This window comes from Devosia sp. (assembly GCF_036676215.1).
Lineage (GTDB): Bacteria > Pseudomonadota > Alphaproteobacteria > Rhizobiales > Devosiaceae > Devosia.
On record NZ_JAKFDJ010000191.1, the window covers coordinates 1 to 16187 of the forward strand.

The window sequence follows — 16187 nt, forward strand, 5'->3', positions numbered from 1 at the left end:
GCCCAGCCGCTCAAGGGCGCCCGCGTCGCCGGCTCGCTGCACATGACCATCCAGACCGCCGTGCTGATCGAGACGCTGGTCGCGCTCGGCGCCGAAGTGCGCTGGGTTTCGTGCAACATCTTCTCGACCCAGGACCACGCTGCCGCGGCCATCGCCGCCGCCGGCATTCCGGTCTTTGCCCATAAGGGCGAGACGCTGGAAGAATACTGGGACTTCACCGACCGCATGATGGACTGGCCGGGCACGACGCCCAACATGATCCTCGACGATGGCGGCGACGCCACCATGTATATCCTGACCGGCGCCAAGGCCGAAAAGGACATCTCCATTCTCGACAAGCCGGGCAACGAGGAAGAGGAAATCTTCTTCGCCACCATCAAGCGCCGCCTCGCCAAGAACCCGACCTTCTTCTCGACCATCCGCGCCGCCATCCGTGGCGTCTCCGAGGAAACCACCACGGGCGTGATGCGTCTCTATCAGCTCCACGCCAAGGGCGAGCTGCCCTTCCCCGCCATCAACGTCAACGACTCGGTCACCAAGTCCAAGTTTGACAACAAGTACGGCACGCGTGAATCGCTGGTCGACGCTATCCGTCGCGGCACCGATGTGATGATGGCCGGCAAGGTTGCCGTGGTCTGCGGCTATGGCGACGTCGGCAAGGGTTCGGCGGAGTCGCTGCGCGGCGCCGGCGCCCGCGTGCTGGTGACCGAAGTCGACCCGATCTGCGCCCTGCAGGCCGCCATGGAAGGCTTCGAGGTGGTGACGCTGGAAGACGCGGCTCCCCGCGCCGACATCGTCGTCACCGCCACCGGCAACAAGGACGTGCTGACGCTCGACGACATGCGCAAGCTCAAGGACATGGCCATCGTCTGCAATATCGGCCACTTCGATAACGAGATCCAGGTTGCCGCCCTGCGCAACTTCAAGTGGACCAATGTGAAGCCGCAGGTCGACCTGATCGAAAAGCCCGACGGCAAGCGCCTGATCCTCTTGTCCGAAGGCCGTCTGGTGAACCTGGGCAATGCCACCGGCCACCCGAGCTTCGTGATGAGCGCCAGCTTCTCCAACCAGACGCTGGCCCAGATCGAACTGTGGACCAATGGCGAAAAGCTCGAGAAGAAGGTGCATGTGCTGCCCAAGCATCTCGACGAGAAGGTCGCCGAACTCCACCTGGCCAAGCTGGGCGCCAAGCTGACCAAGCTGACCAAGGACCAGGCCGACTATATCGGCGTCTCGACCGAAGGCCCGTTCAAGTCGGGCGAATACCGCTACTGAGTTCGACGTCCATGCACATTTCGCCCGCAGCTCCGGCTGCGGGCGCTTTTGTTCGAGGGTTCCGATATCGGGGCTCCCGTCACCCCCTCCTAGCCTCCCCCTTGATGGGGAGGTTAGGGGGGGTGAGGTTTGGGCAGGATGCCAGGTGCCATTCGAGCGTAGCGCAGACCGCCTTCGAAGTTCCTGCTTCGTTCTCCGTCAAGGGCCGATATCGATACTTGCCCACAGTCGAGATTCATTAAGACTCTTTTAGGCGATTCGTCGGGCCGCTATGGTCAAGGTGATTCGGGTGCTGGGGGACATGCAGCCGGTTCGGAGATGGCAGGATTCCTTTAGGACTCCGCGTTGGCCACTTCGCTCAAGTGCAGGCGTACCGGTTTTTTGGCGAACCGGGCTGGCAACGACAGATTTGACCAAGAGGGCAGCGCATGGCGCCGGATCATTTCCGGAAGCATTGGGGATTCGCACTACTCGCGACAGCCCCTCTTACCCTGATGACGGCGGTCCCCGCCCTCGCGCAGGGCATTACGCCGGCCAATTTTGTCGGCGCCGCACCGCTGGCCGTAGCCGCCGGGGCCGGGGCCTTCGCGCTGCTCGCCATGGCCGTGGTGCGCACCATGCTGGTCGACGGCAAGGCAGCGCGCCACCGCGCTGGCGAACAGATTGCCAGCCTCCGGGCGCTGGTCGATGAATATGAAGCCCTGCTCTCGGGCACCCGCGAAGTCACCATTCTGTGGACCGAGAACAATGAAGGTTCGGCCAAGCTGCTGGGCCAGGCATCCGCGGTGCTGCCCATCGGCCGCCAGCCCGAAAGCGTGCTGAATTTTCCCAGCTGGCTCAATGCCGGCGATGCCGACAAGCTGGCGCGGCTGCTGGAAGACCTGCGCGTGCACGGTCATGCCTTTGGCGTGAGCCTCAATGCGCTCGACGGCAGGCTGATCCGGGCCACGGGCTGGGTGCTGGGTGGCGGCGCTGCAATGCGGCTGCGGCCTGCCTTCCTGCAGCCGGGCGCCGAACCGACGCTGGTGGCCGCCGCCGCGACGGGTGACCTCACCAGCGTGCGCGCCATTCTGGCCGCGCTGCCGACACCCGCCTTTGCTCGGGATTTCAAATACCGGCTGGTCTATGCCAATGCCGCCTACCTGCAGCTGGCCAAGGCGCTGGGCAAGAATGGCAGCGAAAGCGCCCCACCCGAACTGCTCGATACGGCCCAGCTCAAGCAGCATATCATCGACTGCGCCGACGGGGACAAGCCGGCGCATCTGCCCGTGTCCTGGCCCGGCCAGGGCGCGTTCGAACTGGTGGAATTTGCCGTCGGCGGTGGCCGCGCAGGCTATCTGCGGCCCGTCGAAGACGAAGCCAGCCGCCCCGCGGCAACCGGGCTGGCCCATATCGGCGGCATTATCGGCGCGCTGACCACACCCATCGCCATCTTCAACGCCAAGCGCGAGCTGGTCCAGTTCAACGAGGCCTATGCCGGCCTCTGGAGCCTCAATCGCACCTTCCTCGTGCCCGGGCTCGACGAGCGGGCCATTCTCGACAAGCTCAGGACCGAGGGCATGTTGCCCAACCAGGTCGATTACCAGACCTGGCGCACCAAGCACCTCGAATCCTATACCCGCAAGGCGCCGCATGAGAATGAGCCCTGGCACCTGCCGGACGGGCGCACCATCAAGGTCGTCTCGGCCCCGGCCGGCGCGGCGGGCGGGGTGATCTATGTCTTTGAGGACATTACCGAGCGGCTGAAGCTGGAATCGGCCAACAAGGCCTTCTCCAATGTGCAGCGCGAGACCATCAACGCGCTATCCGAGGCCGTGGCGGTGTTCGGCACCAATGGTCGGCTGGCGCTATCCAATCCGCGTCTCTCGGCGCTGTGGAAGCTGCCGATGAACGCGCTGGGGCAGCACCCCCATATCGACCAGATCGCCGAAGCCAGCGGCCGCGCCATTCCCGAGGACGGCGCCACCATCTGGCGCAACCTCAAGCGCGGGATCATCGATCTCAATCCCACCCGCTCGGACCAGACCGGAAGGCTCAACCGCTCGGATGGGCGGCTGCTCGATTATGCCATTACCCGCCTGCCCGACGGGCAGACCATGATGACCTTTCTCGACGTCACCGAAAGCGCCAGCTATTCCAAGGTGCTGAAGGAACGCAATGACGCGCTGGTCGCCGCCGACCTGCTCAAGGACGCCTTCGTCGAGAATGTCTCCTATGAACTGCGTTCGCCGCTGACCAATATCATCGGCTTTGCCGACCTCTTGGCGGGCAGCGAGGGCGACAATCTCAACGAGCGGCAGCGGGCCTATATCGACTATATCCGCGCCTCCTCGGTGACCCTGGGCGTATTGATCGACAATATCCTCGATCTGGCCTCGGTCGATGCCGGCATTGCCGAATTGCGGCCCGAACTGCTCGACATGCATAGCCTCGTCGAAAAGGCCAAGGCGGGGCTTTCGGCGACGTTCCCCGAAATCTCGGGCGAAAAGCCGATCAACCTCGTGGTCGACATTGAGGACGCCATGCCGCCCTTCATCGCCGATGGCACGCGCATCGTGCAGGTGCTGTATAACCTGCTCTCCAATGCCGCCCGCTTCTCCCCGCCAGGCGGGGAAATCCGGCTTTCGGTCAGCCAGCGCGCCGACCGCATGCTGTTCATCATCGAGGACGAGGGCCCCGGCGTCACCGACGAGATGCGCGCCGCCATCCAGACCCGCATCGATACGCCCTCCGGCCGCCAGCGCGGCGCGGGACTGGGCCTGGCCATCGTCAAGACCTTCGTCAACCTGCATGGCGGCACCATTTCGGCTGAAAAGCGCGAGCCGCGTGGCAGCCGCATCATCGTCAACCTGCCGCGCGACAGCGCCATGGCCGGCGTCGCCGAATAATGGCGACGCTGCTGGCCGACGATGCCGCCACCGCAGCCCTCGGGGCGGAGCTGGCAGTCGAACTGGCGCCCGGGGACCTCGTGGTGCTCGAGGGCGATCTGGGTTCCGGCAAGACCGCCCTGGCCCGCGCCATCATCCGAAGCCTCGCGGGCGATCCGCGGCTCGAAGTGCCCTCGCCCACCTTTGCGCTGGTGCAGCCCTATGACACGGCCAAGGGGCCGCTGCTGCATGCCGATCTCTATCGGCTGGGCGATCCGCGCGAGGTGGAGGAACTGGGCCTGCTCGACAATCCCGAGGCGATCGTGCTGGTCGAATGGGCCGAGCGTGCCCCCGAAATCGTCGCCGCGGCAACGCTGGTGGTGCGCCTCGCCATTCCGCCCGGCGGCGCGGGCCGGCTGGTCTCGGTGACAAGGCCCCAATCCGGCTAGATCCGGTCGAGCGTCGCCTGATCCTCGGCGCCGTTGAAGAAGGCGTTGAGGGCGTCGCCGAACAGGCTTTCCTCCGGATCGGCGCGGTGAAACAGCGTCATCGCGGAATGGAACTTGCGATCATCGGGCGCGCCGAAGATCTGGCTCAGCCTGCGCGGCGCGGCGGCGCCGGGCGCGTGCAGCAGCACCGCGCTGGCGCATTCATGCAGGCGGATATTGAGGATCGGGTGGGCGAGGTAGGCGCGGGCTTCCTCGAGATCGCCGATGGCGAAGCGCTCGGCCATGGCGCTGTGGCCCAGCCCGGCAATCTGCGGAAAGATGAACCACATCCAGTGGCTACGCTTCTGCCCGGAGCGCAGTTCGTGCAGCACCTGCGGATAGACATGGTTCTGTGCATCGAGAAAGCGGGCGATGAGACCGCCCACTTGCGGCCGGACATGGGCGGCATTGGGCGAAGTGGTGACGTGTAAAGGCATGGTTTGGCGCTCCCCTCAGGCGACAATGAAGCTGTGACGCTAATGCGCAATTGTGAGCGCTTGTGGGCAGGCGAGCGGAAGCCCCGCCTGCTACGCGGTTGTCGATAGACGGACGGACCCCGAGGCGGCTTTCGCCTCTGGAAATTTAAAAATGAGACGACAACCGCCTCGGGGCGCCGGTTTTTGGAACAGGACCGGTTGTCGCGCAGCATGAACGCTCGCCATGTTGCGGCCAATCCTCGAACCTGCGCGAGAGGCAAAGCCCGCGCCCGGCTCACCCCAGCCACTGTTCGCCTGCAGGCCGCCCATGCGGGGTGATGGGCCCATCTTAGGCCGCACCCGCGGGGCGGGGATAGGTATTTTCGTGCAGCCGGCGCGGATGGGCAGCGGGCGCGCTGCGCCGCGTGTGGTGTCGCCTTCCGACGCCTGGAGACGCCGGGGATAGGCCCGCTAGACCAGGATGCCTGGCTGGTGCTCGAGATAGAGCGCGAAGATCACCGTGCCGTTGATCTCGGCCTCGACGGCCCAGGCGTCGTATCTCTTGCCGTTCCTGGCCATCACCCCGATCGGGGTCACCGCCCGCACCAAAGCGGTGGGCGCGATGGCCATGCAGATGGGCTCGCCGATATCATTGGTGGTCATGTAATAGGCAGCATAGATCTGGTCGGGTTGATCAGCGCCGGCAATGGCCTGCACGGCATCCAGCGTGTCGCAGATAATCGTGCCGCGGAATATTGGATCAAGGAAATGATGGCTGCTGCCCACCGCAGGCGGCGCCGCCTGCGCCATCCCGGTTCCAGCCAGCAGCAACCCCGCCACCAGCCCCAGCCGCTTCCACGCGATACCGCCCATCCCACGCTCCCCCGGCCAAGGCCGAATTCGGTGACACTGTGATGACAGTATGACGCGATTTGCGTGACATTGCACGGAGGATTGCGGGGGCTATGGCGCGAGGATGGCGTCCTGCCTGACGCTCCTGGCGGCACTACGCCTGCCCCACCCACGATGTCATTCCGGCGAAGGCCGGGATCCATGCGGTGGACTATCCCAACGCTGGGTGCTGCGGCGAACCACGGACATGGATTCCGGCCTGCGCCGGAATGACCCGGTGGGTGTTGATGGCGTGGAGTTCCCATGCTTGTCTTGCGCCCATGGGAAGGTCTTCATCGTCTACATCATGGCGAGCATGAAGGGTGGCACGCTCTATACCGGCGTGACTGGCAATCCAGCCGGCCGCGTCTGGCAGCACAAGAACCACGCGTTCCCCAAGAGCTTTACAGCTCGCTACAAGGTCGAGCGGCTGGTCTGGTACGAGGTGCGCGAAGACCCGATGTCAGCCATCCAGCGCGAGAAGCGCATCAAGGACTGGCACCGCGACTGGAAGGACCGGCTGATCGAGGAGAAGAACCCGACCTGGCGGGATTTGTCGCATGAGCTGGGGCTCTAGCCGCGCTCGCGTCCCACCCCCGATGTCATTCCGGCGCGGGCCGGAATCCATGCGGTGGACGTCCATCACGTTGAGGCTGATAGGCGGCGCAGGCTCGGCCTGCGTCCTCAAGCAGGTTCTTCACGGTGTTGATGCTCGCTAGTGATGCGCCAGGGCCCCGCCTGTGATGCGGCTGTCATGACGAGAGCGGACCCCGAGGCGACTTTCGCCTCGATGAGTTTTTTGAGACGCAAGACGCCTCGGGGCGCCGGTTTTTGGAACAGACCGGTTGATCGCGCCCCGTGATCGCTCGCCACGGTGCGGCCATCCTCAAGCCTGCGCGAGAGGCAAACCCGGTATTGTGCAGTCACACCCAACCGGGTTTGGGAGGAAACATAAAGACATCCGTATGCCCTCAATGACCGGACAGGCCATCCCATGGATAAGTTTGGGTTTCCCTATCCACAGCCTCGGTGACACCCAAGTGTTGACTTTGGGGGCATCCTTCCGCATATGCTCATCCCATGCGGAAGCGGAGCGATTCCATGACCCCGAAAGAACAGGCTATCCACGACGCCATGCTGACCATTGAGAAGGCCTTGAGCAGGGCTTTGGATAGCGTCTTGCCCAAGGTAATGGGCGATTTGTTCGACGCTGGCGGCGTTGAGTATGCCAACGCCCTGCGACGGGCAATGCAGTCCGTGAGCCCTGACCACATCTTCCCTCGGTCGATCGTCGGAGGGGCAACGAACCAATCTATCTCCCAGCAAGAGAATGCAGCGCCGAGCAAAGATGGACGCGCTCCGCGTGGCTCAGTCCGAAGGGCCGTGCTGACAGTGCTTCTACCCAAGCCAGAAGGCCTCACCACTGCCGAAGTTGTGACGCAGGCGCAGGAGATTGACCCATCAATCAGCGTCGGCGGCATCCACAACGAACTCAATCGCCAAAAAGGCATGATTTATGACAATGAGAATGGGCGTTGGCGCGTACCGCCCGAGCTCAAACTCGGTGGCGACTACTACGATCTCAACGATCTACGGAATCCTGAAAAGGATGGGGCGACGGAGCCTGGACAGCTTTGACCGTCGCCCTGAACACAACCAAGGAAGCGAAACATGCCGCCGCCTTTAGTTTGATCTGGTGACCCTCTAGGGGGAGCCAGCCATTCCAACTTGGGTGCCTGCGCTAGCGGGTTTCCAAGTTGGCCCTGTGGGGCCGTTGCCGGTGCAAGGGGATAGCCTTAGGAACTCTCCCTTGCGAGTTCGACACTCGTCGGCTCCACCAGTTTTTCTTTATCGGAATCGCGCGAATCCGTCAAACAGGCCCTGTTCGCCGCTTGCGGTGGTCGCCTTCCAGCCGGGCTTCCGCGAACCTTCGCCAGCGACCGTCAGTTGGAAACCTCCGGGAAATACACGAAGAACTTCACGAGCAATCGCTTCGCGAGGAGGTGAGATTCGTGCCTTTGTCGAAAGTTCCTACGATTGGAGACAGACATGGCCGAGTTTCGCCTCGCGAGCTAGCCTCGTCACGTCGTACTAAGCCAGCAAACTGTTCCTAAACAAGCGCCGCCTCCAAGGCGCCCCTGTTCCGCCCCATCCAAGCCGCGCTGCGCACCCGCCACGCAATTGCCGCCAGCGCGTCGGCCGGGTTGGTGCTGTCGGGGTTGAGCGCGGCCTCGATGGCCTCATTCGCCGCGTCGTGGGTGGCCAGTTCGATCATGGTCGGCACGAGGCGTGCGCGCTCGTTTGCCGCAAGGCCGTAGCCGTCGACGATAGTGCGCAGCTTTCTGGCGCGGGCGGCGAGGGGCGGCAGGCCGATGCGGGTTTCGAGGTCGTCGTCGAACAGGTGGGCGTTGAGCCAGCAGAGCTGGGCGAGTTCGACCAGGGGATCGACCGGGCCGGCCTGTTCCCAATCGATGAAGCCGACGGGCTGGTGATCATGGGCGATGATGTTCCAATCGCCCAGGTCGCCATGGCCGATGATGCGGGGACCGTGCCCCAGGCTCCGGCCGAACCAGTCGCGCCAGATGGCGCCTTCGGGGGGCACGAAGCTGGCGCTGGCGCGGTGGAAGGTGGCGAGCATCTTGCCCAGATTGAACATCGCCTCGTCGGGCCAGGGGCCGGGATGGAGCGAGACGCCGTGGAGATAGGTGAGGGTTTCGCGGCCCTCGGCATCGAAACCGCTGCCGACGACGCGCGGTGCGCCGGGAAAGCCCTCGGCCTCGAGATGGCGGAGCAGGGCGTGGACGGACGGGGCCCAGGGGCCGGTCTGGCGGTGGACAGTGTCGCCGATGCGGGAAACGGATGTGCGACCGCCGCCGGGGAGGGGGATTTCGCCGTCGGTGGTGGGCATTCTGACCCTTTCGCAGCTATTGCAGTCGACACCCTCCCCCTCGCGGGGAGGGATCAAGGGTGGGGGGTGGTTGGCCCGAACATCCGGGCTCTCGCACCCCCACCCGGCTCGATGACGGACTTAGCAAACGCTAAGTCCTATCTCGCTCTCCCTCCCCGCAAGGGGGAGGGTGGGCCCGGTGGGCGGGCGAACAGGGTGCCCTCAATGCGCCTCACGGGCAGCGAGCAAGGACCCCCTCATCCGCCCTTCGGGCACCTTCTCCCGCGAGGGGAGAAGGGGACTACCCCTGGGCTGGTTTCGCCAATGGAAGGATGCGCTCGTCGAGGAGCACAATCCGGACTGGCGGGATCTCTGGGATGAGATCGTCAAGTGAAGACCCCTCGGGTCAAGCCCGAGGGTGACGTGCGGTGGTGGGGGAGGGATCGGGAGTGGCGCCGCCTAATGAGCCTCGTCCCAGTTATGCGCGGCATGGGCATCGACCTGGATCGGCACGGATAGCCGTACCGCTGGTTCTGCCGCGCCTTCCATCACCCGTTTGATCGCGGCCATGGCCCCCTCTTCCGTGCCCTGCGGCACTTCGAAGATCAGTTCGTCGTGGACCTGCAGCAGCATGTCGGCTTCGACGCCCGCCTTCTTCAGTTCCGGTTCCATGCGGACCATGGCGCGGCGGATGATGTCGGCGGCGCTGCCCTGGATGGGGGCGTTGATCGAGGCGCGTTCGACAAAGCTGCGCTCGGCGGCGTGGGAGGAATTGGCATTGGGGAAGTTGATCTTGCGGCCAAAGATGGTGGTGACGAAGCCGTCGGCTTTCACCCGTCGGCGCTGGCTGTCCATATAGTCCTTGATGCCGGGGAAGCGCTCGAAATAGGTCTTGATATAGTCGCCCGCCTCGCCGCGCGGAATGGCGAGCTGGTTGGCGAGGCCAAAGGCGGAAATGCCGTAGATGATGCCGAAATTGATCGCCTTGGCGCGGCGGCGCACATCGGATGGCATGCCGGCGACCGGCACGCCGAACATTTCGCTGGCCGTCATGGCGTGAATGTCCAACCCCTCCTCGAAGGCATCCTTGAGCGCCTGGATATCGGCGATATGGGCGAGGACGCGCAGCTCGATCTGGGAGTAATCGGCCGAGATCAGGATCTTGCCCGGGGCGGCGACGAAGGCGGTGCGGATCTTGCGGCCGTCGCTGGTGCGGACGGGGATGTTTTGGAGGTTCGGATCGTTGGACGAGAGGCGTCCGGTCAGCACGGAATGCTGGCTATAGGTGGTGTGGACCCGGCCCGTGCGCTGGTTGATGTAATTGGGCAGGGCATCGGTATAGGTGCCCATCAGCTTGGTGAGCTGGCGCCAATCGACAATGGTGCGGGCGAGGGGCACGCCCTTCAGCGCCAGGTCTTCGAGCACATCGGCACCGGTGGACCAGGCGCCGGTCTTGGTCTTGGTGCCGCCTTCAAGGCCCATGCGATCAAAGAGGATTTCGCCCAATTGCTTGGGCGAGCCGAGATTGAAGCTGGAGCCGGCCAGCTCATAGGCCTCGGCTTCGAGCGCCGCGGCGCGCTGGGCGAAATCGCCCGAGAGGCGGGCGAGGATCTGCCGGTCGACATGAATGCCGCGGCCTTCCATGCGGCCCAAAACCGGGGCGAGGGGACGCTCGAGGGTTTCATAGACCGTGGTCATGTTCTCGGCGGCGAGGCGGGGCTTGAGGATCTGCCACAGGCGGATGGTCATGTCGCTGTCTTCGGCGGCATAGCGGGCGGCCTTGTCGATCTCGACCTGGGCAAAGGTGATCTGGCCCTTGCCCGAGCCGATCAGCTCCTTGATCGAAGTGCCGGGCACGCCCAGCCAATGATCGGCCAGCTCGGCCATGGTGTTGTATTGCGGGCCATCGAGCGCATAGCTCAGCAGCAGCGTGTCATCGATACTGTTGACCGCAATGTCATAGCGGGCGAGCAGGCCCAGGTCATATTTGGCATTGTGGAAGATCTTGAGGATCGAGCGGTCGGCAAACAGCGGTCGCAGCATGTCGAGCGCCAGCCGGATATCCATCTGGCCTTCGGCCTTGCCGGTGCCGAACATGTCGCCTTCCCCGCTGGCATGGCCGAGCGGCAGATAGGCGCCGCTGCCGGGGTGAACCGAAAAGCTGAGGCCGACGAGATCGGCCGTCTGGTTGTCGAGGCCGGTGGTCTCGGTATCGGTGGCGACATGGCCGGTCATATAGATGGCGTCGATCCAGCGCTGCAGGCTCGCCGCGTCGCGGATGATCTCATAGGCCTCGGGTGTGAAGGGGATGGCCTTGACGCGGGCGTGCTCGGCCGCGGCATGCAGCACCAGCGGCGCCTCGGACTTGCCGGAGGCCTCGGCGCGCGCGGCGCGGGCTTCGGCGCGGGCCTCGTTGTTGAAACCGATGGGGCTCGACTGCTTGACCGCCAGCTCCGGATCGGGCTCCCAGGCCTCCGGATCGGCGCCGATCAGGCCGGCGAGGCGCTTGGTGATGGTGGCGAACTCCATCGCCTTGAGGAAGGGAAAAAGCTTGCCCGGCTCGATCGGCTGACGCGCCAGGGCGCCCAGATCGAGCGCGACCGGCACCTTCTGTTCCAGAGTCACCAGCCGCTTGGAAAGGCGGGCCGATTCAGCATTGGCGATGAGCTTTTCGCGGCGGGCATTCTGCTTGATCTCGCCGGCCCGCTCGAGCAGGGTTTCGAGATCGCCATAAGTATTGATCAGCTCGGCCGCCGTCTTGATGCCGATGCCGGGGACGCCCGGGACATTGTCGACGCTGTCGCCGCACAGTGCCTGCACGTCGATGACCTTGTTGGGCGTGACGCCGAACTTGTTGAACACTTCCTCGACGCCGATCCAGCGGAGCGGCGGCTGGCCGGGGCGGGGAATGGTATCGAGCAGGCGGATGGAGCCATCGGCCTCCACCAGCTGCATCAGGTCCTTGTCGGAGGAGACAATGGTCACCTTGCCGCCGGCAGCGCGGGCATTGCAGGCATAGGTGGCGATAATGTCATCGGCCTCCCAGCCCTCCATCTCGATGGAGGGAATGTTGAAGGCGCGCGTAGCCGAACGGGTCAGCGGAAACTGCGGCACCAGCTCCTCGGGGGCCGGCGGCCGCTGCGCCTTGTATTCAGGGAAGAAATCGTCGCGGAAGGTCTTGCCCTTGGCGTCGAAGATCACCGCCATATGCGTCGGCTCGTCCTCGCCCTTGAGATCCTCCATCAGCTTCCACAGCATGTTGCAGAAGCCCTGCACGCAGCCCACGGGCAGCCCGTCGGACTTGCGGTTGAGCGGGGGCAAGGCGTGAAAGGCGCGGAAGATGTAACCCGAGCCGTCGACGAGCAGCAGATGCATGAAACCGATTCCGTAGCGAAGCGAAGCGCGACTTTAGGCCAGATGGGAGAGCGGCAAAAGGGCCGGGGCGTCGGCAACCGGGCATAAGTCCGAACGTTGCCAGCAAAGGGCATGGAGGCAACGACGCCGGAGAGCGCAATTGAGCCATTTTTCTCGACTAGGGAGCTGGCAAGGGGAGGAGGCCTCGGCCTCTCCATGGTTCGCGGGGCTTGCTGTCCAATCAGGCGATGTCTCGCGGGCTCAGCAATCAATTGGGACAGGGCATCACGGCCGCGCTGTGGCTGCCCGTATCGTCCGCACTCGTCGAGAAAGTGCCAGAGATGCAAGCAGAAACCGTCACCGCCCCAGCCGCCTCCACCATTCTGGTCGTGGATGACGACGCGCTCATCAATATGAGCACGGTCGATATGGTCGAAGACCTCGGCCATACGGCGCTCGAAGCCTATTCGGGCAAACAGGCGCTGGAAATCCTGGCCAGCGGCAAGCGGATCGACGTGTTGATTACCGACTATGCCATGCCCGGCATGACCGGCGTGGAACTGGCCGAGCAGGCGCGGGCGCTGTGGCCGGACCTGCCGGTGCTGCTGGCAACGGGCTATTCCGACCTGCCCTCGGGCACGACGACCGATCTGCCGCGCCTGTCAAAGCCCTATCAGCAGGCTGAACTGGAAACGCATATCTCGCGGCTGCTGCAGGGCCGGGCCACCTAGGCGGCGGCCTGGCTCGCCCCCGCTTCGGCGAATGGCTGGCGGCGCTGGCCGCTAGCGCAGCCCGGTCCGCTCGAGCAGGCCGGCGCGCTTGGCGTCGTAGTAATAGCCGCGGGCATAAAAGCGCACGGCCTGGTCGGGATTGCCCCGGGCGGTGATATAGGCGCCCGCCAGATAGCGCACCGCGTAACGCAGATTGGTCTCGGCATCGAGCAGGCCCGAAGGCGAGCCGCGATAGCCCATGCCCGTCGCGGTGGCGTGGCTGATCTGCATCAGCCCGTAATAGGGCCCGTTGCGCGCCGCCGGATTGTAACCGCTTTCGCGCACGATGACGCGGCGCACCAGGGATTCGGGCACGTCATATTGCCGGGAATAATGGGCGATCAGCGGATCGAGCGACGCACTGGCATAGCCCAGCGCGCTCGGCGCCACGGGCGCCACGGGCACCACGGCAGCATCCGGCACATGGCCTGCCGGCGTCGCCGGGGCGGCAAAACTGGCCAGGGCCGCACTGGCCCCACCGGGCGCCGGCTTGAACGAACTCATCGAGCAGCCCGAAACCAGCAGCGCCAGAACCGTGATTGCGCCAAGGAGCCGTGTGCCGCTGCCGATCGTCGTTCTGTATGCCATGCCACCACTCTAGCGGATTTGTCCCTGTGGCGCGATAGGCGCCAATAGCGGCAGACTGATGGCAAGTTCGTGGCGCCGCCTGGGCGGGGTGGGCGACCTGCCCATTGTCGCCGCGACACAAAAGGGCAAAACGCCCGTTGCGCGCATCACCGGCTTTGGCTAGGTTGCGCGCTGTTCAGCCGGGGCCCCGCCCCCGCTCGCACGGATGCACCCGTAGCTCAGCTGGATAGAGCGCTGCCCTCCGAAGGCAGAGGTCACAGATTCGAATTCTGTCGGGTGCGCCAAAACTTGCCCTAAGTTCTTGATCTAACACATGAACTTTGGGACGGGTTTTGGGACGGCGCATCCGAACCAAATCAATCCACGAATCGATTTGTACCTTGCCAGAGTGTCGACGACCCTTTCGCCACAACGCGAAAGAAAGACACATGCCGACGATCAAGCTCGAGGGCGAGCAATACATCTATGAGCGCATTTCCACCGACGGGCGCCTGACCTCGTATCAGGTGAAAATCCGTCGCACGGGGTTTCCGCAACACAACGCCTCGTTCGACGATCTCGACGAAGCGCGTCGTTTCGTCCGCAAGGTGCTTGGCGACCAGGATCGGGGCCACAAGGTCGATCGGCTGGCTGCACATCGCAATACGGTCGCGGACGTGATCGACAGCGCCATCACCGCTCTCGAAACTGGCCGCCGCCGGGTGAAAGGAGCGGCGAGCGAGCTCTATCGGCTCAAGGCGTTCCGTCGCAACAACGCGATGCTGTGCTCCACGGCCCTGTCGGACGCCACCGAGGACATGTTCGAGGACTGGATCGCCGAGCGTCTTGAGGAGGTGAAGCCGAACACGGTCGGCCGCGATATTCGCCTGCTCAAGCCGCTGTTTGCCGCTGCCGCCCGGAAATATGACTTACTGCGATCGCCCCTCGAATATGTGGACGCGCCGCGGGCCATCGACGAACGTATTCGGCGTATCCACGAAGACGAGGAAGCTTTGCTCTTCGCCGAACTGAGTAAAGCCGAGGACCCGCTCGTGGCTCTCGCGGCCGAGTTTGCCCTCGAAACCGGGTGCCGCCGCAGCGAACAACTGCGTATCGAGTGGAAGGACTACGACCGGCGTGGCGGCACGGTCTGGCTTGCCGATGCCAAGAACGGCCGGGGTCGCCACATTCTGCTGTCCGAACGCGCCATCCAAATCCTGGAGGCTTTGCCCGGTCGCGCCGCAGGCGGCAGGATTTTCGACATCACCCCCAACCTGCTCTACAAGGCCTTTGTCTACGCCCGTGAACGGGCCGCCAAGCGCGCGATCGCCATAGGCCGGCCGGAGCTGGCTAACGGGATCTCCCTGCGCTGGCACGATTTGCGGCACGAGGCCATCTCACGCTGTTTCGATGCCGGTTGGACCAGCGAGCAGGTCATGGATTTTTCTGGCCATGTCGACATCAAGAGCCTGCTGCGCTACCGCCACCCCAAGATCGACCAGAGCGTGGCGCGCCTGCGCGAACTCGAACGCCAGCGCCGTTCAACGGCGGTCTTGATGCCGGGTGCCCTCGATGGGGTGCTCCGCGACGGCCATGTCAGTCTCGACGACAACAGGCAAATATAAGCTTGTCGGGGGCAGCGGCGATATCGGCAGCGCTAGGCCAATGGCCCTGTGCGATGCGCATGGCCGGCAAGCACTGCAGCTTGGTCGGCATCATACCGGGTACCATAGTTCAAGTATCAGAGCGGTCGCTATCCTTTGGTGGACAACCGGCAAGAATTGGAGCGAGGCAAAGGCAGGCCGAGTCGGCTTGCCAAACTTGCGACTGCCCAACTAGCGGAAAGATCGTTTGTCTGGATTGGGGCCGAATGCGGACTGGCGGCTTGTGACATCCGCGACGCGAGTAGCAGACATTCAAACCTGCCGGGCTGAGGTCTCGGTTTGGCTAGCGGTCATCGAGCTTTCATGAGGCATGCCGCTATGGTTTGGCATAGCGTTAGAGCCGCGATCTCGGCCGATCCATGTTCAGGTAGTTTGAGCCGGTAACTCGCATTGGATGCCGATGCAGACGGATGGACAACGGAAGGCCCGGCGCTTGGAGCGGGATGCGGACGGCCCTTCCGGGCGCCTATCTGCAATGACGAAATGTCTATTTCGATGATCGCGTCGGTCGGCCGCGCAAGGGCCAGTATGTCCTCCGCCTCAAACTCATCATGCGTCGCGAGAAACGATCGCCGGCGCGACCCGCCGAGCATGTGGCGGAACGCCAGAGCGACCGAGAAGGAGCGCCGTTCGGCCACGATGAAGATCGTTTCGGCGCTCCCGACGACATCCAGGAATTGGCAAAGCTCTTCCTCAGTCACGGACTGCACCAGTGACTCCAGGGCCCTGATGCTTGGTTCAGCTATTGAGCCAAGGGTGTGTCGATAGCCGACAGAAGGGCGATGTTCACCACTCTTGCTCGCTTTCTTGAGGACTTCCGCCTGAACTAACCTTTGCATATCGACGAAGCCGGTGAGGCCCAGCAACTGTGCGAACCGTACCAGGGTAGAAGGTGCGACCTGCGCTCCCTCTGCTACCGTGGCCGTGGTTCCGAACGCGACGGCCTCCGGATGCCCGAGGATGAAAGTAGCGACCCGATCCATTCTTTCCGAAAAGGAGTGGCGGCGG

At 64.1% G+C, this 16187-nt stretch carries 12 protein-coding genes, 1 tRNA gene and 1 pseudogene; 8 read left to right on the top strand and 6 right to left on the bottom strand.

All coding sequences use genetic code 11. From position 1 onward, the window contains the following. The 3 genes from ahcY to tsaE form a co-directional block, all read left to right on the top strand. Positions 1-1275, top strand: a 1275-nt coding sequence (gene ahcY / locus V6M52_RS15580) for an adenosylhomocysteinase (protein WP_332701669.1), incomplete at its 5' end; no start/stop codon positions are given. Between the two features lie 494 nt (positions 1276-1769). Next, on the top strand, positions 1770-4163 hold the full coding sequence (locus V6M52_RS15585; RefSeq protein WP_332701670.1) for a sensor histidine kinase: 2394 nt from the start codon (positions 1770-1772) through the stop codon (positions 4161-4163). Continuing rightward, positions 4163-4591 (top strand): tRNA (adenosine(37)-N6)-threonylcarbamoyltransferase complex ATPase subunit type 1 TsaE, encoded by a 429-nt coding sequence (gene tsaE / locus V6M52_RS15590; RefSeq protein WP_332701671.1) that lies wholly within the window; start codon positions 4163-4165, stop codon positions 4589-4591. The genes V6M52_RS15585 and tsaE overlap by 1 nt, the downstream gene beginning before the upstream one ends. Here the strand turns inward: tsaE and V6M52_RS15595 are convergent. Together V6M52_RS15595 and V6M52_RS15600 are read right to left on the bottom strand one after the other, a co-directional pair. Beyond that, complete coding sequence (locus V6M52_RS15595) at positions 4588-5067, bottom strand: DUF1810 domain-containing protein (RefSeq protein WP_332701672.1); 480 nt, start codon at positions 5065-5067, stop codon at positions 4588-4590. The genes tsaE and V6M52_RS15595 overlap by 4 nt on opposite strands. Before the next feature lie 450 nt (positions 5068-5517). Further along, complete coding sequence (locus V6M52_RS15600; RefSeq protein ID WP_332701673.1) at positions 5518-5919, bottom strand: hypothetical protein; 402 nt, start codon at positions 5917-5919, stop codon at positions 5518-5520. A 286-nt stretch (positions 5920-6205) separates the two neighbouring features. On the opposite strand from V6M52_RS15600, the gene V6M52_RS15605 reads away from it, so the two are divergent. Further along, a complete protein-coding gene (locus V6M52_RS15605) occupies positions 6206-6514 on the top strand; it encodes a GIY-YIG nuclease family protein (RefSeq protein ID WP_332701674.1) in 309 nt (102 codons plus the stop codon). Between the two features lie 524 nt (positions 6515-7038). Next, entirely contained in the window at positions 7039-7575 is a 537-nt protein-coding gene (locus tag V6M52_RS15610; protein WP_332701675.1) for a hypothetical protein, read from the top strand. Positions 7576-8047: 472 nt separating this feature from the next. Here the strand turns inward: V6M52_RS15610 and V6M52_RS15615 are convergent, their stop codons facing one another. Beyond that, complete coding sequence (locus tag V6M52_RS15615; protein ID WP_332701676.1) at positions 8048-8845, bottom strand: aminoglycoside phosphotransferase family protein; 798 nt, start codon at positions 8843-8845, stop codon at positions 8048-8050. A gap of 438 nt (positions 8846-9283) precedes the next feature. Next, positions 9284-12199 (bottom strand): DNA polymerase I, encoded by a 2916-nt coding sequence (polA, locus tag V6M52_RS15620; RefSeq protein ID WP_332701677.1) that lies wholly within the window; start codon positions 12197-12199, stop codon positions 9284-9286. 320 nt (positions 12200-12519) lie between these two features. Between polA and V6M52_RS15625 the strand changes: the two genes are divergently transcribed. Beyond that, the gene (locus tag V6M52_RS15625; RefSeq protein WP_332701678.1) at positions 12520-12909 is read left to right on the top strand and encodes a response regulator; all 390 of its coding nucleotides are present in this window, start codon (positions 12520-12522) and stop codon (positions 12907-12909) included. An 11-nt stretch (positions 12910-12920) separates the two neighbouring features. Here V6M52_RS15625 and V6M52_RS15630 read toward each other — a convergent pair. Next, positions 12921-13308 (bottom strand): annotated as a pseudogene (locus V6M52_RS15630) (transglycosylase SLT domain-containing protein); the annotation flags it as partial. 435 nt (positions 13309-13743) lie between these two features. Here V6M52_RS15630 and V6M52_RS15635 point away from each other — a divergent pair. Further along, positions 13744-13820: transfer RNA gene (locus tag V6M52_RS15635), tRNA-Arg, on the top strand. Between the two features lie 144 nt (positions 13821-13964). Continuing rightward, entirely contained in the window at positions 13965-15140 is a 1176-nt protein-coding gene (locus tag V6M52_RS15640; RefSeq protein WP_332701679.1) for a tyrosine-type recombinase/integrase, read from the top strand. A gap of 329 nt (positions 15141-15469) precedes the next feature. Here V6M52_RS15640 and V6M52_RS15645 read toward each other — a convergent pair. Then, positions 15470-16187, bottom strand: a 718-nt coding sequence (locus V6M52_RS15645; protein WP_332701680.1) for a MurR/RpiR family transcriptional regulator, incomplete at its 5' end; no start/stop codon positions are given.